Here is a 21,520-nt window from a genome sequence, read left to right as displayed (position 1 = left end):
CTTCCTGCTCCGGCGTCGGGCGCAGGGCGCGCGGTACGTGCACTCGGGGCGTGTGATTCGGGAGCGGTGGAAGGACTCCGGCGCGACGGGTGCGGGCGGTACGGTGTGCGGAGCCGGTTCCGTGATCGGGACCGCCGTCGTCCTCACCCGCTCAGGAGCGCGCATGTCAGGGCAGTACCCCGGGCAGTTCGGCCCACCGCCCGGTGGTGCGCCCACCGGCGGCATACCCGGCACCGGACCGCAGGCCTACGCCCCGACCATGGCCGTCCCCCCGAGGGGCGCCGAACGGCAGGCCGGGCCGTACGGCGTGCCCGGCCGGGTCCTGGTGGTCCTCGCGCCGCTGCTCTCCGTCGGCCTGCTCGGCATGGTCCCCTCGCTGCTGCTCGCGGTCCGCCGCCGTCGGCCGTACGACATCCTGGGCGCGGTCGTCTACGCCGGACTCTTCCTCACCTTCTTCATCTGCATGGGGATCGCCGGCAGCTACCCCAAGGGCGACGCCCCGCTCGCCGACGCGGTCGGCACCACGATGATGGTGCTGCTGTGGTTCACCCCGCCGGTGCACTTCCTGCTGCTGGACCGCCAGGTGGTGTGGTCGTCGGGCCGGTCGGCGCAGCCGCCCGCTCCGGCCGGGTCCTACGCGCCGCCGGCCGGGTACGGGTACCCGGCGCCCGCCGCACCCGTCCAGCCGTACCCGCAGCCCGCGCAGCCGTACCCGGCCGCCCAGCCGTACGGGACCGGCGCCCCCTACCCGCAGGCCGCCCGGCCGTACCCCGCCGTCGACTCCCACCCGTCGGCCATCTCCCACCCGCCCGTACGCGCCGCCGGCCCCGGACCGGCCGCCGCACCCGGGGCCGCCGGTCCCGCCACCTCCGACGAACTGCGCGAACTCGGCGAACTGCTGCGCCGGCAGGCCCGCGAGGACCGCCCGTGACCGTCGCCCGGGTGATCGGCGGCCGCTACCACCTCACCGAGAAGATCGGCCACGGCGGCATGGGCCAGGTCTGGGCCGGCCGTGACGAACGGCTCGCCCGTCCGGTCGCCGTCAAGCTGCTGCGCACCGACCACCTGCTCGCCGCCACCGGCGCCGCCGACCCCGCCACCGCCGGACACCTCCGGCCCGGCGACGAGCTGCGCCACCGCTTCCTGCGCGAGTGCCGCACCACCGCCGCGCTCGACCACCCCGGCCTGGTCACCGTCTTCGACGCGGGCGAGGACGGCGGCGAGCTGTACCTGGTCATGCAGCGCGTGTCCGGCGTCAGCCTGGCCGACCTGATCGCCGAGGACGCGCCGTTCCCGGTCGAGCGCGCGGTCTCGGTGGCCGCCCAGCTCTGCGCCGCGCTGGCCGCCGTGCACGCCGTGCCGGTCGTCCACCGGGACCTCAAGCCCAGCAATGTGATGGTCCGCGAGGACGGCCGGACCGTCCTGCTCGACCTCGGCATCGCCACCGCGATCGACCCCGCGTCCACCCGCCTCACGCTCACCGGCGTCCCGATCGGCAGCCCCTCCTACATGGCGCCGGAGCAGGCGCTGTCCGCCACCGTCGACCCGCGCAGCGACCTGTACGCGCTCGGCTGCCTGCTGCACGAGATGCTGGCCGGCGAGGGGCCGTTCCGCGCGCCCACCGCCCTGGGGCTGCTGCGGCGGCACGTCGACGACCCGCCGGTGCCGCTGCGCGACCTGCGCCCCGAGGTGCCGGCGCCGCTGGAGCGGCTGGTCCTCGACCTGCTCGCCAAGCGGCCCGAGGACCGCCCGGCCGACGCGCAGGAGGTGTACGGCCGGCTCCTTCCGCTGCTGCCCGCAGCCGTCCCCGTGCCGCAGCCCCGGTTCGGCCCGCTGCCCGACCCGGCCCGCCCGTACCGGCACCCGCTCCAGCCTCAGCCCCGCCCGGTGGCCGCCGCCCCGGTGGCGCCGGCCCGGGCCGAGCCGCCCCCGTTCCTGTCGGCCGCCGTGCCCGCCGGGTCGGTCGTACCCGCCGTGGTGCCCACCCCTGCCGAGGACTTCCCGGCGGCCTGCGCCCGGCTCTCCGACCTGGTCGACGCGGGCCGGCGCCCCGAGGTGCTCGACCTCGCCGCCCGGCTGCTGGCGCGCGGCCGCTCCGAACTCGGCGACGGGGCGGCGATGGTCCGCACCGTCCGGACCATCTACGCCCGCACCCTGCTCCAGGAGCGGCGCCACCAGGAGGCCCTGACGGAGTACCGGCTGCTCGCGGCCACCGCCGAGGGCGGACCGCACGGCCGGCGGGCCCTGGAACCGCGCTACCGGATCGCCGAGTGCCTCGAACAGCTCGGACGCGGCGCGGAGGCGCTCGCCGAGTACCAGGCCCTGCTCGCGGTCTGGCCGGAGACCGAACCGGAGCGGCTGCTGGACCTCCGAGAGCGGATCGGTGTCCAGCTGGCCTCGCTCGGCGAGACCGAGGCGGCCTGGTCGTGGCTGCTCCAGCTCCTCTTCGACCGCGAACGCCGCGAAGGCCCCCACCACCCCGCCGTCCGCCGCCTACGCCACACCCTCGACACCCTCCAACCCCACCGCACCGCCGCCACCCCCTGGCCTCCCAGCAGCTGAACCGGAACCCCGACCGCCCCGCCGCCTTCCTGCGCCGTCCCGTCCGGCGCACCCGGGGCTGCCGGCCTGAGAATTCAGCGGCCCGACCCTCCACGCAAGCCGGCGGCGCCATCGCCGCCCCGGCCCGGCGGGCGCGAGAAGTCGGCGAGTCCGACTTCCTGCGCCGGTCATGGGCGCTGTCGCCACCCTCGGCCTTCCGGTGACGGACGGGTCCGGCATTCTGCGATCGCCGCTCCAGCCGGTCGGCTTCCGAGGGGCTGCCTTCTCGGACGGGCCGGAGTGGAATGTCGGCGGGTCCGACTTCCTGCGCCGGCCAGGGGTGCTGTTGCCGCCCCCGGCGTTCCGGCGCGTGTTGGGCTCTCCGCGTGCTCGATGTCGCCCGGTCGGTGTCTGAGGGGCCGCCATCCTGCATGGTCGGGAGTGAAAAGTCGACGGGGCCGACTTCCCGTGGCCAATCGGGGGCGCTGTCGCCGTCGTTGGTCTTTCGGCGTGCGGTGGGGCCGGCTTTCCGTGTGTTCGTCGCCGCCAGGTCGGCCGGGGCTGCCTTCTCGGATGGGCTGGAGCGGGAAGTCGGCGGGTCCGACTTCCTGTGCCGGCCGGGGGTGCTGTTGCCCTCGCTGGTCCTTCGGTGTGGGCGGCCGGACCGATTTCCCGGACGGGGCGGAGTGGGAAGTCAGCGGGTCCGACTTCCTGCGCCGGCCGCTGCTGTCCTCGGTGCCTGCTGTTGGCGGGCCGCCTTTCGGGGGTGGGGTGGGGAGTCCGGATCTGCCGTTGCAGGGTCGGCTTTCCAGTGCGGGGGGTGGGTTCAGGTGGCGGGTATGACTTTCGGCGGATTCGTGGGGGTGGGCGGGGTCCGTAGGGTCGGGTGGGTGTGGAGAGAACGGTGGGTGGAGTGGGGTCTGCTGGGGATGGCGGCCGGGGGGCTCGGGCTGAGTGCGGTGTCCCTCTGGTGGGCGCTTCCCGGGGTCGGGGCGGCGTTCGCGGCCGGGGTGCGGATGGCGCGGGTGCGCGAGGCGGCCGTGCTGCTCGCGGTCCTGGTGACGGCCGTGACGCTGGTGGCCGTCATGGTCCCGGCCTGGTCGGTGCAGGCGACGTCGGTGGTCTCGGTCCTGGTCTGCGCCGGGATGGGGCCGTGGATGGTGGGCCGGTTCTGGCGGCAGTCGCAGGAGCTGGTGCGGGCCGGCTGGGAACGCGCCGAGCGGGCCGAGCGTGAGCAGCAACTGGTCGCCGAGCAGGCTCGGCTGCGCGAGCGGGCCAGGATCGCCCAGGACATGCACGACGCCCTCGGCCACGACCTGAGCCTGATCGCCCTGCGGGCCGGCGCGCTGAAGCTGGCACCGGACCTGGCCCCGCCGCACCGTGAGGCGGCCCAGGAGATCCGGGCGGGTGCGGCGGCGGCCGTCGAGCGCCTCGGCGAGGTGATCGGCGTCCTGCGCGACGAGACGGACGCGCACACCGCCCGGGGCCCGGCCGACGCCGGCGTCCCGCAGTTGGTGGCCGAGGCGGCCGCGGCGGGCCTGGACGTCCGGCTGACCGTGACCGGCGAGCCGGACGGGATGCCGCGGGCGGCCGAGCACGCCGCGTACCGGGTGGTCCAGGAGGCGCTGACCAACGCCGCCAAGCACGCCCCGGGCGCGCCGGTCACGGTACGGGTCGGGTACTCCCCGGACGGCGCCCGGGTCCGAGTGGTCAACGGGCCGCCGCTGGGCGGTTCGCCCGGTCCGGTGACGGGCGGCCGCGGCCTCATCGGTCTGACCGAGCGGGTCCGGCTGGCCGGCGGCACCTTCCGGCACGGGCCCCTCGACGACGGGGGTTTCGAGGTCCGCGCCGACCTGCCGCGCACCGGCGCCCCGGCGGGCGGCCCGGCGCCGCTGCCGCCGGCGGTCTCGCCCGCCGGTGAACTGCGCCTGGCCCGGCGCCGGGTGGGCCGGATGATGGTGGCCGTGGTGCTGGTGCCGCTGTCCGTCGCCCTGGTCCTGACCGCCGTGCTGCGGGGCTGGACGATCCAGCGGACCGGCCCGTCCGTCCTCGACCCCGCCGACTACGCCTCGCTGCGCGTCGGCATGGACCGGGCCGCCGTCCAACGATTTCTGCCGGAACGTCAGTTTCCGTACCATCCGTCCGTGGGCGGCCCGCCGCCCGGCGGAGAGGGAGTGACATGCGAGTACTACGCGATGACGGCCGAGGTGTTCAACGACGACCGTTCCGGGGACGCGTACCGGCTCTGTTTCCGGCACGACGTGCTGATCTCCCTGGACGCCCTGATCCAGTGAGCGCCCGGTGAACGGCGTGGAGCCCCGGGGCGGGACCCGCCCGCCGATCCGGGTGGTGATCGCGGACGACGAGCCGATGGTGCGGGCGGGGGTGCGCGCGGTGCTGGCCACCGACCCGGGGATCGAGATCGTCGCCGAGACCGGGGACGGGCGGGAGGCGGTGGACCTGGTCCGCCGCCACCGTCCGGACGTCGCCGTGCTGGACATCCGGATGCCCGGCACGGACGGCATCGCCGCCGCCGCCGAGATCCGCCGGGGCGCCGTCACCACCCGGACCGGGGGACCGACCGGGATCGTCATGCTGACCACCTTCGGTGAGGACGACTACATCCTGCGGGCCCTCGGCGGGGGCGCCAACGGGTTCCTGATCAAGTCCGGCGAGCCGGAGGAGCTGATCGCCGGCGTCCGCTCGGTGGCGGACGGCGCTGCCTACCTCTCACCACGGGTGGCCGCCCGGGTGGTGGCCCACCTCGCCGCCACCGGGGCCGGCGGTCCGGCCGACCGCCGGGCCGCCGCCCAGCGCCGGGTGGACGGGCTGACCGCCCGCGAACGCGACGTGCTGGCGCTGGTCGCCGCCGGGCTGTCCAACGGCCAGATCGCCCGCCGGATCGGGGTGGTGGAGGGCACGGTGAAGGCCCACGTCAGCAACGTCCTGGCGCGGCTGGGCGTGGCCAACCGGGCGGCCGCCGCCGTCCTCGCCCACGAGGCGGGCCTGGCCGCGGGCCCGTCGGCCTGAGCCGGGGACGGACGCCGACGGCAGCGGACGGAGCAGCAGCGGACCGAGCAGCGGCACACCGCCCAGCGCACCGACCGCCGCCGTCGCGGACGGCAGCAGTGCGACGACCACCGCCGCCGCGACCGTCCCGCCCAGGACCGCCCCGGCGAGCACGTCGTGCGGGTAGTGCACCCCGGCGGCGACCCGCAGGCCGGCCGTCCCGAGGCCGACGGGTACGGCCGCCCACGCCACCCACATCGCCCGGCGCGGTCGCACCAGCACCAGTCCGGTGGCCAGCGCGACGGCCAGGGTCGCGTGGTTGCTGGGGAAGGACCAGTCGCCCGGCGGCGGGCAGTCGGCGAGCGCGGCGGACGGCAGGGCGGGCAGCGCCCGGCAGGGCCGCTCCTCGTCGAGCACGAGCTTCAGCACCTCGCTCGCCCCGTACGCGAGCACCGTGCCGAGGCCGGTGAGCGCGACGCCCGCGACCGTGCCGGCGGCCCGCCGCCCGCGTGCCGTCCACCAGCAGAGCACCAGCAGCAGGCCCAGCACCAGCAGCCCGGCCTCGGTGGCGGGCTCCAGCAGGGCGGCGAGCCGGGGCGGGGCGTCGGCGACGGCGTCGGCGACCCGGCGGTAGGCCTCGGCGGACCGGCCGGTGACCACCCGGACCGGTCCGTCCCCGCCCGCGCGCCCCGGTGCCAGCCACCCGACCGCGCCGGTGCCCGCCCCCAGCAGCACCACCGCGAGCGCCGTTCTGTTCCTGAGCGTGTTCGTCATGCCACGCACGGTAGAAGGCGAGGAAGGCACCCGACCCGACCCGAAAGACAGGGCCCGACCTGGACGATCGTCAGGGTTGACGAACCCGCCCGCCCGTGCGGGGAGACGGTCGGGACAGCCGGGTAGGTTCGGGGTGTGACGACGAATCCTCCGGGCGCGAAGCTGATCCTTCTCATCACCACCCACCGGGTGGCCCCCGGCCTGCTGTCGTGGCCCGCCTGGGAGGCGCTGCGGTCGGCCGGGCGGGTGCTCGCCGCCGACCCCGCCCACCCGCAGCTGCCCGCCCTGGCGCAGGCCGGCGTCGAGGTCCGGACCGTGGCGCCCGGCTCCGCCCCCGCGCTGGCCCGGCTGCTGACCGGGGCCCCGGACGGGCCGTCCGCCGACGCGGGACCGACGGTCTGGCTGGGCAGCCCGGACGGCGACCCCGGGCTGACCGACGCGCTGGCCCGCCTCGCGGTCGAGCACGCCGGCGAGGTGCCGGAGATCGAGGTGCTGCCCGGCTCCTACGACCTGCCGGGCGCCCGGCTGCTGGACCTGGTCTCCGTGATGGACCGGCTCCGCTCGCCGGGCGGCTGCCCGTGGGACGCCGAGCAGACCCACGCCAGCCTGGTGAAGTACCTGGTCGAGGAGGCCTACGAACTGGTCGAGGCGATCGAGGAGGGGGACCGCGACATGCTCCGCGAGGAGCTGGGCGACGTCCTGCTCCAGGTCTTCTTCCACTCCCGGATCGCCGAGGAGCACCCCACCGGCGCCTTCTCGATCGACGACGTGGCGGGCGACATCGTCGACAAGCTGATGTACCGCCACCCGCACGTGTTCGGCGACGCCGAGGCGAGCGGCGCGGAGGAGGTGGAGGCCAGCTGGGAGGCGCTCAAGGCGGCCGAGAAGTCGGAGCGCGAGTCGGTGCTGGACGGCGTGCCGGCCGGGCTGCCCTCGCTCGCCTACGCGGCGAAGCTGGTGTCACGGGTGCGCCGGGCGGGCTTCACCGGGGTGCCGGACGAGCCGTACGAACTGCCGGGGGCGCTGACGGCGGAGTCGGCGGGCCGGCTGCTGCTCGCGGTGGCGCAGCGCGCGCACGACGCCGGGGTGGACGTGGACGCCGCGCTGCGGGCGGCGGCGCGCGGCTACCGGGACGCGGTCCGCGCCGCCGAGGGCCTGAAGCCCGGGGAGTAGGGGACCGGAATCCGGCCGGTGGCGGAGGGCGCCTCAGGCGGCGACGTCCGCCACCGGTCGGCGCTGCGCCGGGACGACGACCTCGCCGATCGCCTCGCCGACCAGGGCGACGAGTTCGGCGAGCCGCTCCAGGTCGAGGTGGTCGGGCAGCTCGGCGAGGGAGACGATCCGCTCGCCGCCCGGCCCGGCCACGCAGAACAGGCCGATCGGGCCCAGGTGCTTCTCGGCGGTGTCGACCAGCGCGGCGACGTCACTGGGCCGGCGGACGTCGCCGCAGACGCCGACGACGGGACAGCCCGGCCGGTCGAGCTCGGTGGCGAGGTCCTCGGCGATCCCGACCCGCTGGTCGGCGATCAGCATGCCGGTGGTGCCCGCCGCGGTGAGCCGGCGGGCGAGGTCCGCCCCCGACCCGCCGTCGAGCACGGAGATCACCACGACCGAACCGTTGACCCGCATGGCCTTGCTCCTCCCTGTGGGCGGCTCCGCACCGGCGCCCACGCGCATCTTGCGGAGGATCGTAGGCAGGTCCTGACCCTCCGCAACAGGAATTACCCCTCAGGTGACCAGGCTCACGCCTGTCGCGCCGAACGGACGCCCCGGCGCCCCGCCGAACGGACACCGCCCGCTCCCGCGCCGCCCGCGTGCACCGCGTGCACGCCGTGCGGTCGCCCGGACACGCCCGGGATACCGTCGACCCATGCCAGCTCAGCCCGCCTCCGCCCGCCCGCCCCTGTTCACCTGGGAGTTCGCCGCCGACCCGTACCCCGCCTACGCGTGGCTGCGGGAGCACGAGCCGGTGCACCGGACCACCCTGCCGAGCGGGGTGGAGGCGTGGCTGGTCACGCGGTACGCGGACGCCCGGCAGGCGCTCGCGGACAGCCGGCTCTCCAAGAACCCGGTGCACCACAGCGAGCAGGCCCACCGCACCGGCCGGGTCGGCATCCCGGGCGAGCGCCAGGCCGACCTCATGACGCACCTGCTCAACATCGACCCGCCGGACCACACCCGGCTGCGCCGCCTGGTGTCCAAGGCGTTCACGCCGCGCCGGGTGGCGGCGTTCGAGCCGCGGGTGCAGCAGCTGACCGACCGGCTGATCGACGGCTTCGCGGCGCGCGGGTCCGCCGACCTCATCCACGAGTTCGCCTTCCCGCTCCCCATCTACGCGATCTGCGACCTGCTCGGGGTGCCGGCCGAGGACCAGGACGACTTCCGGGACTGGGCCGGGATGATGATCCGGCACGGCGGCGGCCGGCGCGGCGGGGTGGGGCGCGCGGTGAAGCGGATGCGCGCCTACCTGGCGGAGCTGATCCACCGCAAGCGGGCGGACCTCGGCGACGACCTGATCTCGGGGCTGATCCGGGCGAGCGACCACGGCGAGCACCTGACCGAGAACGAGGCCGCGGCGATGGCCTTCATCCTCCTCTTCGCCGGCTTCGAGACGACGGTCAACCTGATCGGCAACGGCGTGTACGCGCTGCTGCGCGACCCGGGCCAGCGCGCCCTGCTCCAGGACTCCGTCGGGCGCGGCGAGAGCGCGCTGCTGGAGACCGGGATCGAGGAACTGCTGCGCTACGACGGCCCGGTGGAGCTGGCCACCTGGCGGTTCGCGACCAGCCCGCTGACCATCGGCGGGGTGGAGATCCCGGTCGGCGACCCGGTGCTGGTGGTGCTCGCGGCGGCGGACCGGGACCCGGCGCGGTTCGCCGACGAGAACACCCTGGACCTGGCCCGGACGGACAACCCGCACCTGGGGTTCGGGCACGGCATCCACTACTGCATCGGCGCGCCGCTGGCGCGGCTGGAGGGGCGGGCCGCGCTGGCCACCCTGCTGACCCGGCTGCCGGACCTGCGGCTCGCCGCGGACCCCGGGGACCTGCGCTGGCGCGGTGGTCTGATCATGCGTGGACTCCGTGAACTTCCGGTGGAATTCACACCGGAGAAAGCGCCCGGCGGCGAGGCTCCGGAGAACGGGTCCGCAGGCTGACGGATCCGCACAACAGGCTGACGGGCACTCTGGGTTGCCCGGATTCGCGGGGTCTGAACCATCCTCAATCCGGACATACCACCCCGGTTGGTAGGCGATCCATCACATGACGTGATGTCCATGTGATATCGGCGATATGAGCTTGTGATTGCTCTGAAGATCTGTCTACTCTCCGTGGAGCCCGCAGCTGCGGGCCCCGTACGCGGAACGCCGAGTCCTGCCCGCCGCGCCACGGGAAACCGACCAGAACCCTGGGCAGGGGCGGGGGACCCAGGTTTTGCGCCGTCTCCCACGGCTAGGGGTGAAGCCGCCTCCGCGCGGCCGGGCCACCTCCCGGTCCGAACCCGACAGCTCACCTCGCAGGCGTGCGGAGAGGGACCTCTTCATGCTGCTCGTTGGAACCGGTCGTCACCGTCGCCGTACCCAGGCCGAGAAGGCCATCGCCGTCGCCGGTGTCGCCGGCGTCGGACTGGCCATGCCGATCCTGAGCGCCACCGGCGCCTCCGCCGCCCCGGTGTCCACCTGGGACGCGGTCGCCCAGTGCGAGAGCGGCGGCAACTGGAGCATCAACACCGGCAACGGCTTCTACGGCGGCCTCCAGTTCACCGCCAGCACCTGGAAGGCGTTCGGCGGCACCGCCTACGCACCGCAGGCCAACCAGGCCTCGAAGGCCCAGCAGATATCGGTCGCCGAGAAGGTCCTCGCCTCGCAGGGCCCGGGTGCCTGGCCGGTCTGCTCCAAGAAGGCCGGCCTGACCAAGGGCGGCGCCCCGGCGGCGGTCGACACCTCGACGCCCGCCAAGCCGGCCGCCCCGAAGCCGCAGGTCCCGCAGGCCGCCCAGGAGGCCAAGCCGCAGCAGGAGGCCCCGAAGGCCGCCGCGCCGAAGCACGCCGCCCCCAAGACGCAGGCCGAGCAGCAGACCGCCAAGCCGCAGGCCCAGCAGTACGCGCCGAAGCACGCCGCGCCCAAGCAGCAGGCCCCGCAGCCGCAGCAGCAGCAGTCGCCGGCCTTCTCCGGCAAGGCCGGCTGGGACGCCGACGCCAAGGTGTACTGGTACCAGAACAACGGTGCCTGGTACTGGACCAGCCACCAGAGCGTCTACCAGCAGTACGCCGGCCAGCCGGCCGCCCAGGCCCCCGCCGCGCAGCAGCAGCAGCAGCCGGCCGGCCAGGGCTACACCGTCCGCTCCGGTGACACGCTCGGCGGGATCGCCGCCGCCCAGGGCGTCCCCGGTGGCTGGCAGGCGCTGTACGACGGCAACCGCGCCACCGTCGGCGCCGACCCGAACCTGATCGTCCCGGGCCAGGTCCTGACGCTCGGCTGACGACCGGTCCGACCGGACGGACGGAGGGGGCCGACCGGGCCCCCTCCGTCCGCATCCGGACGTCTCCGGCCGGGCAACCAGGTGAACTACCGGTGAGTAGCGAGGCCACACGCTGAGACGGAGCCGAGGTCGACGTGGCCCGGACAGTCCGTGCGGTTAGGCTCTGGTCGTAACGACTCCGCAATCGTCCGGCCGACTGCACCCCACCGTCAGCCGAACCTGCTTCCGCTAGGAGATGCCTCGTGCCGTCCATCGATGTCGTCGTCGCCCGTGAGATTCTCGACTCGCGCGGCAACCCCACGGTCGAGGTCGAGGTCGGCCTCGACGACGGCAGCACCGGCCGTGCCGCCGTCCCGTCGGGTGCCTCCACCGGTGCCTTCGAGGCGCTGGAGCTCCGCGACGGTGACAAGAACCGCTACTTCGGCAAGGGCGTGGAGAAGGCCGTCCTGGCCGTCATCGAGCAGATCGGCCCGGAGCTGGTCGGCTACGACGCCACCGAGCAGCGCCTGATCGACCAGGCCATGCTGGACCTGGACGCCACCCCGGACAAGTCCTCGCTCGGCGCCAACGCCATCCTGGGCGTCTCGCTGGCCGTCGCGCACGCCGCCTCCGAGGCCAGCGACCTGCCGCTGTTCCGCTACCTGGGCGGCCCGAACGCGCACGTCCTGCCGGTCCCGATGATGAACATCCTCAACGGCGGCTCGCACGCGGACTCCAACGTCGACATCCAGGAGTTCATGATCGCCCCGATCGGCGCGGAGTCCTTCTCCGAGGCCGTCCGCTGGGGCGTCGAGGTCTACCACACCCTCAAGGGCGTGCTGAAGGAGCGCGGTCTGTCGACCGGCCTGGGCGACGAGGGCGGCTTCGCCCCGAACCTGGACTCCAACCGCGAGGCCCTGGACCTCATCGTCGAGGCCATCCAGAAGGCCGGCTACGTGCCGGGCAAGGACGTCGCGCTCGCCCTGGACGTCGCCTCCTCCGAGTTCTACGAGGACGGCGCCTACCAGTTCGAGGGCAAGGCGCTCACCTCCGCCGAGCTGATCGAGTACTACGCCGGCCTGGTCGCCGCCTACCCGCTGGTCTCCATCGAGGACCCGCTGGACGAGTCGGACTGGGACGGCTGGAAGGCCATGACCGACAAGCTGGGCGACAAGGTCCAGCTGGTCGGCGACGACCTGTTCGTCACCAACCCGGCCCGCCTGGCCCGCGGCATCGAGACCGGCACCGCCAACGCGCTGCTGGTGAAGGTCAACCAGATCGGCTCGCTCACCGAGACCCTGGACGCCGTCGAGCTGGCCCAGCGCAACGGCTACCGCTGCATGATGTCGCACCGCTCCGGCGAGACCGAGGACGTCACCATCGCCGACCTCGCCGTCGCCACCAACTGCGGCCAGATCAAGACCGGCGCCCCGGCCCGCTCCGAGCGCGTCGCCAAGTACAACCAGCTGCTGCGCATCGAGGAGATCCTCGACGACGCCGCCGAGTACGCCGGCCGCGGCGCCTTCCCGCGGTTCAAGTACGAGGGCTGAGCCCGACCCGGACGGCGCCCGGCCGGTATCGCCGGGACGCCCGGTAGCGCACGCCTGACCGGTGCCCCGCCGTTCACCCCGTAGGGTGGACGGCGGGGCACCGTCGCGACCAGGAGCGGACCAGGAGCAGGAGGGGACACCGGAGATGGCAGGCTGGAGGATCCCGGGCTTGGCGGCCCGGCCCCGGTTCACGAGCCGGGCGACCGTCCTCGTGCTGGTCCTCTGCTCGCTGGTGGCGATCCTGGCCTATCCGACGCGCCAGTTCGTCTCCCAGCGCTCGGAGATCTCGGCGCAGCGCGCCCGGGCCGAGCACGCCCGGCAGCAGGTCGAGCAGCTGCGCCGGGAGAAGGCCCGCTGGCAGGACCCGGAGTACGTCAAGGCGCAGGCCCGCACCCGGCTGCACTACGCGATGCCGGGGGAGACCCCGTACATCGCGGTGGACCCGGCGGCCCAGGGCGCGGCCAAGTCCTCGCTGGGCGCTCCGCCGCCCGCGGCGGGCCCGGCGGCCGGTCCGGCCAAGGCGGCCCGGCCCTGGTACGCCAGCGTCTGGGACTCCGTGGACGCCGCCGCCGCTCCCGCGGCCCCCGCCGCCCCGGGGCAGTCCGCCCCACCCTCACCACCCGCCCCCGCCCCCGCTGGAGACAGCTCCTCCCATGACCACTGAGAACCACCCCACCGTCTCCGACGAGGACGTCGCGGCGATCGCCGCACAGCTCGGCCGGGTCCCGCGCGGCCTGCGCGGCGTGGCCCACCGCTGCCCGTGCGGCAACCCGGACGTCGTGGAGACGGCCCCCCGGCTGCCGGACGGCACGCCGTTCCCGACGCTGTACTACCTGACCTGCCCCAAGGCCGCCTCGCTGATCGGCACCCTGGAGGCGGACGGCGTGATGAAGGACCAGAGCGCCCGGCTCGCCGAGGACCCGGAGCTGGCCGCGGCGTACCAGAAGGCGCACGAGGACTACATCGCCCGCCGGGACGCCATCGAGGTGCTGGAGGGCTTCCCGAGCGCCGGCGGCATGCCGGACCGGGTCAAGTGCCTGCACGTGCTGGTCGGCCACTCGCTGGCGGCCGGCGAGGGCGTCAACCCGCTCGGCGACGAGGCGCTCGGCATGCTGGAGGACTGGTGGGCCAAGGGCCCGTGCGTCTCCGCCGCCGAGGTCGCGGCCGCCGGCGAGCGGGTGGCCCGCAACCGGGCCAAGGAGCAGGACCACGCGGCCGTGATCGCGGCCAAGGAGCAGAAGGCCGCCGACCGCGCCGCCAAGCGGGCCGCGCAGGAGGCGGACGAGGCGGGGGAGGCCGACGCATGAGCACCACCCGGGTGGCCGCGATCGACTGCGGGACCAATTCGATCCGGCTGCTGGTCGCCGACCTCGACCCGGAGACCGGGGCGGTCACCGACCTCGACCGGCGGATGATCATCAACCGGCTGGGCCAGGGCGTGGACCGCACCGGCCGGCTGCACCCGGACGCGCTGGAGCGCACCTTCGCCGCCTGCCGGGAGTACGCCGAGGTGATCTCCGGCTTCGGGGTGGGCCCGGAGCGGATCCGCTTCGTCGCCACCAGCGCCTCCCGGGACGCCGAGAACAGTGCCGAGTACGTCGACGGCGTGCGGGCGGCGCTGGGCGTCGAGCCCGAGGTGGTCAGCGGCGAGGAGGAGGCGCACCTGTCCTTCGTCGGCGCCACCAAGGAGCTCACCGGCGGTCAGTTCCCGTCCCCCTACCTGGTCTTCGACCTGGGCGGAGGCTCGACCGAGTTCGTGCTCGGCGCCGAGGACGTCCGGGCGGCGCGCTCGGTGGACATCGGCTGCGTCCGGCTGACCGAGCGGCACTTCGACGGCGCCGAGCTGCCGTCGGACGCGCAGATCGCCGAGGCGAGGGCGCACGTGCGGGCGGAGCTGGACCGGGCGGAGGAGGCCGTGGCGCTGACCGGCGCGGCCACCCTGGTCGGCCTGGCCGGCACGGTCACCACCGTCTCGGCGATCGCCCAGGACCTTCCCGGCTACGACTCGGAGGCGATCCACCACTCCCGGATCTCCCGCGAGCGGGTCGCCGAGATCGCCGACCGGCTGCTGCACTCCACCCACGCGGAGCGGGCGGCGATCCCGTCGATGCACCCGGGCCGGGTGGACGTGATCGCGGCCGGCGCGCTGGAGCTGCTGGAGATCATGGAGCGCACGGGCGCCGCCGAGGTGGTCGTCAGCGAGCACGACATCCTGGACGGCATCGCCTGGAGCATCGCCCGCTGAGCCGGCGCGGGACTTGCCGACCGGCCCCGGAAGCCCCCCTGGGGCTCCGGGGCCGGGGCGCGCCGGGAGCCGTGCGGGAATGTTCGTGAATTTCTTCACATGAGGATCCAGCCTTTCGCCGCGCCGGGCGGTCCGCTCCGTCCGATATGTGGGACCGAAGGCTCGCTCGGCGTGACGGCCACTGGATCGCAGGTCCCGGGCCGCTGGAGGTTTGAAAATCGAAATCCCGTACGGGAACCGGGCTGCCTCATGGATCGTTGCTGCTCAGCGGGGCCGTCCCGGTGGGCGCACCCGGCCGGGGGTCGCGGGGGCCGTCGGGGGTCGGGCGGGGGCTCGAAACGGGGGCGCGCAGTGTAGCAGAAGGGGTCCATAAGCTTGTGAGCGGGCTCACGAAGACTGCTCCGAGCGGTGCTGGATACTTTCGGATATGAGCACCACGGAGCGTCCTCGCATCCTCATTGTCGGCGGTGGTTACGTCGGCCTGTATGCCGCGATGCGCATCCTCAAGAAGATGCGCTACGGCGAAGCGACCGTCACGGTCGTGGACCCGCGGTCGTACATGACGTACCTGCCCTTCCTCCCCGAGGCGGCCGGCGGCAACGTCGCGCCCCGCAACCTCGTCGCGCCCCTGCGCACCGCGCTGAAGAACGCGGAGGTGCTCACCGGTGCGGTCACCGGTGTGGACCACGAGCGCAAGATCGCCACGATCCAGCCCTCGGCGGGCGACTCGTACGAGCTGCCCTTCGACTACCTGGTCGTCGCGACCGGTTCGGTCTCCCGTACCTTCCCGATCCCGGGTCTGGCCGAGAACGGCATCGGCATGAAGACCGTGGAGGAGGCCATCGCCCTCCGCAACCACGTCATGGCGCAGCTGGACAAGGCCGAGTCCACCACGGACGAGGCGGTCCGCCGCAAGGCGCTGACCTTCGTCATCATCGGCGGCGGCTTCGCCGGCGTCGAGACGATCGCCGAGATCGAGGACATGGCGCGCGACGCCTCCAAGATCTACAAGACCGTCAGCCGTGACGACATGCGCTTCGTCGTGGTCGAGGCCGCCAACCGGATCCTCCCGGAGATGGGCCCCGACCTCGGTCTGTGGACCAAGGAGAAGCTCGAAGAGCGCAACATCGAGGTCTACATCGAGACCTCGATGGACTCCTGCGTCGACGGCCACGTCGTGCTGAAGAACGGCATGGAGATGGACGCCTCCACCATCGTGTGGACGGCCGGCGTGAAGCCGAACCCGGTGCTGGCCCGGTTCGGCCTGCCGCTGGGCCCGCGCGGCCACGTCGACACCGCGCCGACCCTCCAGGTCCAGGGCTTCGACTACGTCTGGGCCGCCGGCGACAACGCCCAGGTGCCGGACCTCGCCGCCGGCGAGGGCGCCTGGTGCCCGCCGAACGCGCAGCACGCCGTGCGCCAGGCCGCCGTCCTCGGCGACAACGTGATCTCCGGCATGCGCGGCTTCCCGCAGCAGGAGTACAAGCACAAGAACCTGGGTGCGGTCGCCGGTCTCGGCCTGCACAAGGGTGTCGCGATCCTCTTCGGCAAGTACAAGCTGAAGGGCCGTCCGGCCTGGTGGTTCCACCGCCTGTACCACGGCGCCATGGTCCCCACCTTCAACCGGAAGGTCCGCGTCTTCACCGACTGGACCCTCGCCGTCTTCCTGAAGCGCGAGATGGTCGGCCTGTCGCAGATGGAGAACCCGTACCAGCCGATCCAGGAGGTCACGGCCCCCACCAAGCCCGCCGTCGAGGCCGCCAAGCCGGCCGCCGACAAGGAGCTCGCCAGCAAGTAAGCGACTGCGGACCCCGGTGTGGGAGCACCGGGGTATGAGTCGGAGGCCCTCCGCCCGGCAGTGCTGCCGGACCACGACCTCCGTGGTGCTCAGCCGGCCGTGCGAGTCGGGCGGAGTACAGAAGTACGAAGAAGGCCCCTGCCGAACCCTCCGGCAGGGGCCTTCCGAGTGACGGGACCGGGGTCAGTCGGTCTTGATGCTGGCCAGGATGTCCAGCTTGGAGGCCCGGCGGGCGGGCCAGAAGGCGGCCACCAGGCCGACCAGTCCGGCCAGGGCCAGGAAGAGCAGCAGCTGGCCGAAGGGGATCACCGTGGTCAGGCCCTGCAGGCTGGACTTCAGGGTGCCGTTGATCGCCCAGGCCATGAAGCCGCCGAGCAGCACCCCGATGCCGGCGCCGAACACCGAGATCACCACGGACTCCAGACGGACCATCCGCTTGATGCCGGAGCGGTCCAGGCCGATCGCCCGCAGCATGCCGATCTCGCGCTTGCGCTCGAAGACCGACATCGCCAGGGTGTTGATGACGCCGAGGATCGCGACGATCACGGACATCGCCAGCAGGCCGTACATCAGGTTGAGCGCGAAGGTGATGGTCTGGCTGAAGTCGTCCCGGACGTCCTGGCGCGACTTGACCTCGATCACCGGGTTGGCGCCGGTGGCGTCCTTGAGCGCCTTCTTGAGCGCGGCGCTCTCCCCGTCGGCACCCTTGACCAGGACGTTGTTCAGGTACGGCTGCGGCTCGTGCTTGACGATCTCGCCGTTGGACAGCAGCGCCCCGCCGAGCAGGCCGCCCTTCTCGTAGACGCCGCCGACGGTCAGCGTGCCCTTGCTCTCGTCGCCGTAGGTGACGTTGACGGTCGAGCCGGTGGTGACGCCGAGCTTCTTCGCGACGTCCTCGTCGACCAGCAGCTGCCCCTGGGCCGCGGCGGCCATCGAGCCGCTCTTCATCGTCACCGAGACCAGCTTGTCGAGGCTGTCCCCGTTCAGGCCGGTGATCGACCGGTCCGAGCCGTTGAGCTCCCAGAAGACGGTGGTCAGCGGCGAGGAGGCAGTCACTCCGGGGGCCTTGGCGATCTCGGCCGGAACCTTGTCGGACAGGCTCATCCCGTTGGCCGCGGAGACCAGGTAGTCGGCCTTCATCGCGCTGGTGACCGTGCGGTCCACGGCGTCGGCGACCGAGGCACCGATCACGGTCAGTCCGCTGACCAGGGTCAGGCCGATGGTGAGCGCGGCGGCGGTGGCGGCGGTGCGGCGCGGGTTGCGGACCGCGTTCTGCCGGGCCAGCTTGCCGGGTGTGCCGAACAGCCGGCCGAGCACCGGGCCGACCAGGGCGATCACCGGGCGGGAGAGCAGCGGCAGCAGGACGAAGACGCCCAGGACGGCGAGCAGCGCGCCGGCCGCGACCGGCATCCGGCCGTCGGAGTTGCCCTTCGAGGCGCCGAAGAGGATCAGGGCGATACCGGCGGCGGCCAGCACCGAGCCGATCGCGTTCCGGAGCACCAGGGACTTCTGGCTGACCGGCTGGTCACCGCTGCTCATCGCGGCGACCGGGGCGATCCGTGCGGCGCGGACGGCCGGCAGCAGCGCGGACAGCACCGTCACCAGGATGCCGACGACCAGGGTGACCGCCACGGTCGCCGGCTTGACGACCAGCGGGCCGGTGGGCATGCCGTCGTCCAGCGAGGCGATCAGGGACTGCATCCCGGCGCCGACTCCGAGGCCGGCGACCAGACCGGCCGCGGCCGAGACGGTGCCGATGGCGAACGCCTCGACCAGCACCGAGCGGGTCACCTGCTTGCGGCTGGCACCGACCGCGCGGAGCAGCGCCAGTTCCTTGGTGCGCTGGGCGACCAGCATGGTGAAGGTGTTGGCGATGATGAAGATGCCGACGAAGAGCGAGATCGCGGCGAACGCGAGCAGCATGGTGCGGATGTTCTCGCTGCTCTTGGTGATCAGCCGCTCGTCCTCCGCCTTCAGCTCGGCGCCGGTGCGGACCTCGATCTGCTGCTCCGGGCGGAGCTTCCCGTTGACCTCGGCGAGCAGGGCGTCCTGGCTGGTGCCGGGCTTGGCGGCGAGCACGATGCTGCTGTAGCGGCCGGGCTCCAGGAGCAGTTGCTGGGCGGTCGCCCGGTCGAACAGGGTGAGGGTGCCGCCGCTGTTCACCACCGGGTCGTCGGTGGTGAAGATGCCGGTGAGCTTCGCTTCCAGGACCGGGCCGTTGGAGCCGACCCGGACGGTGTCGCCGACCTTGTAGCCGCCCTTGTCGGCGGTCTTCCGGTCGAGGGCGATCTCCTTGCCGTTCTTCGGGCCCTGCCCCTCGGCCATCGGGTAGCGGGCGTCCTTGCCGTCCGGGCCGGGCGCGAAGTTGGCGCCCTTGGCGGTCCACGGCTGGCCGATCAGGGTGCCGCTCCGGTCGGCGACGCCGGTGAAGCCGCTGACCACGCCCCGGGCACTCGCGGTGCCGGGCAGCGCGGAGAGCTGCTGGACGGTGGCGTCGGTCAGCGTGACCGGGCTCTTCTCGCTCTTCTCCCGGGCGGTCGCGGTGGCGCCGGCGGCGGTGTCGACGACCTGGACCGACACGTCGGAGTAGCTCTTGGAGTTGTTGTCCCGCATGGCCTTGCCGAAGGTGTCGGAGAAGACCATGGTGCCGGCCACGAAGGCGGTGCCCAGCATGACGGCGAGCGCCGTCATCAGCAGTCGGCCCTTGTGGGCCAGCACATTGCGCAGTGCGGTGCGATACATGGGGTGTCCTGGGGTACTGGGGTCGGCGAAGGGGCGGGCGGCGGACGCGGGGCGTCAGCTGGTGCGGCCCTTGGCGTCGAAGCGGCGCATGCGGTCCAGGACGGCGTCGGCGGTCGGGTGGATCAGTTCGTCGACGATGCGGCCGTCGGCGAGGAAGACGACGCGGTCGGCGTAGGAGGCGGCGACGGGGTCGTGGGTGACCATGACGACGGTCTGGCCGAGTTCGCGCACGGAGTTGCGCAGGAAGGAGAGGATCTCGGCGCCGGACCGGGAGTCGAGGTTTCCGGTCGGTTCGTCGGCGAAGACGATGTCGGGCTTGCTCGCGAGGGCGCGGGCGCAGGCGACGCGCTGTTGCTGGCCGCCGGAGAGCTGGCTGGGGCGGTGGGAGAGCCGGCCGGAGAGTCCGACGGTCTCGACCACCTTGTCGAGCCACTGCTTGTCGGCCTTGCGGCCGGCGATGTCCATCGGGAGGGTGATGTTCTCCAGGGCGGTGAGGGTGGGCAGCAGGTTGAAGGCCTGGAAGATGAAGCCGATGTGGTCGCGGCGCAGCTGGGTGAGCTGCTTGTCCTTGAGGCCGACGAGTTCGGTGTCGCCGATGGTGGAGGAGCCGGAGGTGACGGTGTCGAGGCCGGCCATGCAGTGCATCAGGGTGGACTTGCCGGAGCCGGAGGGGCCCATGATGGCGGTGAACTCGCCCTGCGGGAAGGTGACGCTGACGTTGTCGAGGGCGACGACGCGGGTCTCCCCCTCCCCGTAGACCTTGTTCAGACCGGTGGCGCGGGCGGCCGCCGGGCCGGTGCGGACGGCGGTTGCGGTCGACGTGGTCACGGGGGTGCTCCTCGGGGCAGAGAGGGGGCCGCGCCGGACGGGTGTGGCGCGGCGGAGGTGATCGGACGACCGGGCCCTTCCAGGGGCGTCCGGCCGTACCTCCATGCTCCGCCGGATGATCATGGTTTCTCGTCGCTCCGCCGGACGGTTGGCCTGACCGCCGCTGGGCGTACGCCCGGGAGGCGCCCTCCTCCTGCGGTATGACACGGACCCTGAGCGAAAGGCGGTGGCCGGAACGGGCGGGTTCGGTGGCCAAATCACGAACTGTTCGTCAGATGGCAAGGAAACATGACAACTTCCCCGCCTAGGAACATGCGAAAGGGGATGCCGGGCGACTAGGCTCAGGGGTGGTCCGCGCGGGCGGCGGGGCAATGCTCTCCGCTCCGTCGGCGGGGCCGGGTCCGCAGGACGCCCAGATGGTGGAACGCAGACACGGGCAGCTTAAAACTGCTTGGCCGAAAGGCCGTGCCGGTTCGAGTCCGGCTCTGGGCACGTGCTTGCTCGCGGGGACGCCGATCGGCGTCCCCGCCGGAGTAGCGGGCCGGGCCGACGGCCGAATCCTTCTCGCGGCGGATGCCGATTCCTTTGCCAAGCCATTACCCTGGTGCTTCGGGCGGTGCAGTGCCGCCACGGAGGGAATGAGCAATGAGAAGCAGCAACCCGGTCTTCTCGCGGGAGGGGTCCTTCACCCGCGAGTCCGGCTACGCGGGTTTCGGGACCACCCAGACCCCGCCGGCCGGGGGCCAGTACGCCAACAACCCCTACGGCAACAATCCGTACGGAAACAACCCGTACGCCAACAGCCCCTACGCCCAGCAGCCGCAGGGCCAGGCGCCGCTGACCGACGAGCAGCTCGCCGAGATGTACAACGCGCCGTCCGCCGGTCCGCTGGCGACGGGGCGGATGACGCTCGACGACGTGGTCGCGCGCACCGCGATGACGCTGCTGACCCTGGTCGCGGCCGGCGGTCTGGCCTGGTTCGCGCTGCCCGACCGGAACTTCGGCCTGGCCGGCGGCGCCTCACTGATCGCCTTCGTCCTCGGCATGGTGATCTCCTTCAAGCGGAGCGTCAGCCCGCCGCTGATCCTGCTCTACGCGGGTCTGCAGGGCTTCGCGCTCGGCGCCGTCACGAAGGTGTTCAACACCATGTGGCCGGGCATCGCGATCCAGGCGGTGCTGGGTACCGCGGCGGTCTTCGCGGCGATGCTGATCGCCTACAAGACCGGCCGGATCCGGGTCACCCCGCGCTACACCCGGATCGGCATCGCGATCGCCATGGGCTTCGTGCTGCTGATGCTGATCAACCTGGTCGCGTCGATGTTCGGCGCCGACATGGGGCTGCGCTCCGGTCCGCTGGGCGTCGTGGTCGGTCTGGTCGGCATCGCTCTCGGTGCCTTCTTCCTCTCGCTGGACTTCGCCGCCGTCGAGGAGGCCATCGCGCACGGCGCCCCGCAGAAGGAGGCCTGGCGGGCCGCCTTCGGGCTCACCCTGTCGCTGGTCTGGATCTACGTCGAGATGCTGCGGCTGATCGCGATCCTGCGCGGCGACGACTGATCCTCCGTCGCACCACCAC

Annotated in this window: 16 protein-coding genes, 1 tRNA gene, 1 pseudogene and 1 riboswitch; of the genes and pseudogenes, 14 read left to right on the top strand and 4 right to left on the bottom strand. The window is 73.3% G+C overall.

Going from position 1 to position 21,520, the window contains the following annotated elements; translation table 11 throughout:
* The first annotated feature begins 163 nt into the window (after window positions 1–163).
* From ACFU74_RS26055 to ACFU74_RS26040, 4 genes are all read left to right on the top strand, one after another.
* Complete coding sequence (locus ACFU74_RS26055; protein WP_380760894.1) at window positions 164–931, top strand: hypothetical protein; 768 nt, start codon at window positions 164–166, stop codon at window positions 929–931.
* Window positions 928–2,562 carry a protein kinase gene (locus ACFU74_RS26050; RefSeq protein ID WP_380760892.1) on the top strand — a complete coding sequence of 545 codons (1,635 nt, stop codon included), beginning with the start codon at window positions 928–930 and terminating at the stop codon, window positions 2,560–2,562. The genes ACFU74_RS26055 and ACFU74_RS26050 overlap by 4 nt, the downstream gene beginning before the upstream one ends.
* Before the next feature lie 869 nt (window positions 2,563–3,431).
* Entirely contained in the window at window positions 3,432–4,835 is a 1,404-nt protein-coding gene (locus ACFU74_RS26045; RefSeq protein WP_380760890.1) for a sensor histidine kinase, read from the top strand.
* A gap of 76 nt (window positions 4,836–4,911) precedes the next feature.
* Window positions 4,912–5,571, top strand: coding sequence for a response regulator (locus ACFU74_RS26040; protein ID WP_380760896.1), 660 nt, complete (start codon window positions 4,912–4,914; stop codon window positions 5,569–5,571).
* 162 nt (window positions 5,572–5,733) lie between these two features.
* Here ACFU74_RS26040 and ACFU74_RS26035 read toward each other — a convergent pair.
* Window positions 5,734–6,324, bottom strand: a pseudogene (locus ACFU74_RS26035) (phosphatase PAP2 family protein); the annotation flags it as partial.
* Between the two features lie 135 nt (window positions 6,325–6,459).
* Between ACFU74_RS26035 and ACFU74_RS26030 the strand changes: the two are divergent.
* Window positions 6,460–7,497, top strand: a complete 1,038-nt coding sequence (locus tag ACFU74_RS26030) for a MazG family protein (protein ID WP_380760888.1) — start codon at window positions 6,460–6,462, stop codon at window positions 7,495–7,497.
* A 33-nt stretch (window positions 7,498–7,530) separates the two neighbouring features.
* Here the strand turns inward: ACFU74_RS26030 and ACFU74_RS26025 are convergent, their stop codons facing one another.
* The gene (locus tag ACFU74_RS26025; RefSeq protein WP_380760886.1) at window positions 7,531–7,953 is read right to left on the bottom strand and encodes an SDR family NAD(P)-dependent oxidoreductase; all 423 of its coding nucleotides are present in this window, start codon (window positions 7,951–7,953) and stop codon (window positions 7,531–7,533) included.
* A gap of 241 nt (window positions 7,954–8,194) precedes the next feature.
* Between ACFU74_RS26025 and ACFU74_RS26020 the strand changes: the two genes are divergently transcribed.
* The 7 genes from ACFU74_RS26020 (at window position 8,195) to ACFU74_RS25990 (ending at window position 16,377) form a co-directional block, all read left to right on the top strand.
* The gene (locus ACFU74_RS26020) at window positions 8,195–9,481 is read left to right on the top strand and encodes a cytochrome P450 (RefSeq protein WP_380760884.1); all 1,287 of its coding nucleotides are present in this window, start codon (window positions 8,195–8,197) and stop codon (window positions 9,479–9,481) included.
* Window positions 9,482–9,712: 231 nt separating this feature from the next.
* Window positions 9,713–9,861, top strand: a riboswitch (cyclic di-AMP (ydaO/yuaA leader).
* Between the two features lie 5 nt (window positions 9,862–9,866).
* Entirely contained in the window at window positions 9,867–10,805 is a 939-nt protein-coding gene (locus ACFU74_RS26015; protein ID WP_380760882.1) for a transglycosylase family protein, read from the top strand.
* Window positions 10,806–11,047: 242 nt separating this feature from the next.
* Window positions 11,048–12,334 carry a phosphopyruvate hydratase gene (gene eno, locus ACFU74_RS26010; protein ID WP_344333861.1) on the top strand — a complete coding sequence of 429 codons (1,287 nt, stop codon included), beginning with the start codon at window positions 11,048–11,050 and terminating at the stop codon, window positions 12,332–12,334.
* Window positions 12,335–12,503: 169 nt separating this feature from the next.
* On the top strand, window positions 12,504–12,998 hold the full coding sequence (locus ACFU74_RS26005) for a septum formation initiator family protein (protein WP_380760880.1): 495 nt from the start codon (window positions 12,504–12,506) through the stop codon (window positions 12,996–12,998).
* Window positions 12,988–13,641 (top strand): DUF501 domain-containing protein, encoded by a 654-nt coding sequence (locus ACFU74_RS26000; RefSeq protein WP_380760878.1) that lies wholly within the window; start codon window positions 12,988–12,990, stop codon window positions 13,639–13,641. The genes ACFU74_RS26005 and ACFU74_RS26000 overlap by 11 nt, the downstream gene beginning before the upstream one ends.
* Entirely contained in the window at window positions 13,638–14,579 is a 942-nt protein-coding gene (locus ACFU74_RS25995; protein ID WP_380760876.1) for an exopolyphosphatase, read from the top strand. The genes ACFU74_RS26000 and ACFU74_RS25995 overlap by 4 nt, the downstream gene beginning before the upstream one ends.
* Window positions 14,580–15,006: 427 nt before the next feature.
* A complete protein-coding gene (locus ACFU74_RS25990; protein WP_380760874.1) occupies window positions 15,007–16,377 on the top strand; it encodes an NAD(P)/FAD-dependent oxidoreductase in 1,371 nt (456 codons plus the stop codon).
* Window positions 16,378–16,560: 183 nt separating this feature from the next.
* Here the strand turns inward: ACFU74_RS25990 and ACFU74_RS25985 are convergent, their stop codons facing one another.
* The gene (locus ACFU74_RS25985; RefSeq protein WP_380760872.1) at window positions 16,561–19,119 is read right to left on the bottom strand and encodes an ABC transporter permease; all 2,559 of its coding nucleotides are present in this window, start codon (window positions 19,117–19,119) and stop codon (window positions 16,561–16,563) included.
* Window positions 19,120–19,173: 54 nt separating this feature from the next.
* Entirely contained in the window at window positions 19,174–19,947 is a 774-nt protein-coding gene (locus tag ACFU74_RS25980; RefSeq protein WP_380760870.1) for an ABC transporter ATP-binding protein, read from the bottom strand.
* Between the two features lie 410 nt (window positions 19,948–20,357).
* Between ACFU74_RS25980 and ACFU74_RS25975 the strand changes: the two genes are divergently transcribed.
* Both ACFU74_RS25975 and ACFU74_RS25970 read left to right on the top strand, forming a co-directional pair.
* A tRNA-Leu gene (locus ACFU74_RS25975) sits at window positions 20,358–20,439 on the top strand.
* A gap of 153 nt (window positions 20,440–20,592) precedes the next feature.
* Window positions 20,593–21,501 carry a Bax inhibitor-1/YccA family protein gene (locus ACFU74_RS25970; RefSeq protein WP_380760868.1) on the top strand — a complete coding sequence of 303 codons (909 nt, stop codon included), beginning with the start codon at window positions 20,593–20,595 and terminating at the stop codon, window positions 21,499–21,501.
* The last annotated feature ends 19 nt before the right edge of the window (window positions 21,502–21,520 follow it).

It is taken from the genome of Kitasatospora sp. NPDC057500, assembly GCF_042802195.1.
Classification (GTDB): Bacteria; Actinomycetota; Actinomycetes; order Streptomycetales; family Streptomycetaceae; genus Kitasatospora.
The sequence above is the reverse complement of the archived record's forward strand: the minus strand, read 5'-3'. Positions and strand labels throughout refer to the sequence as shown.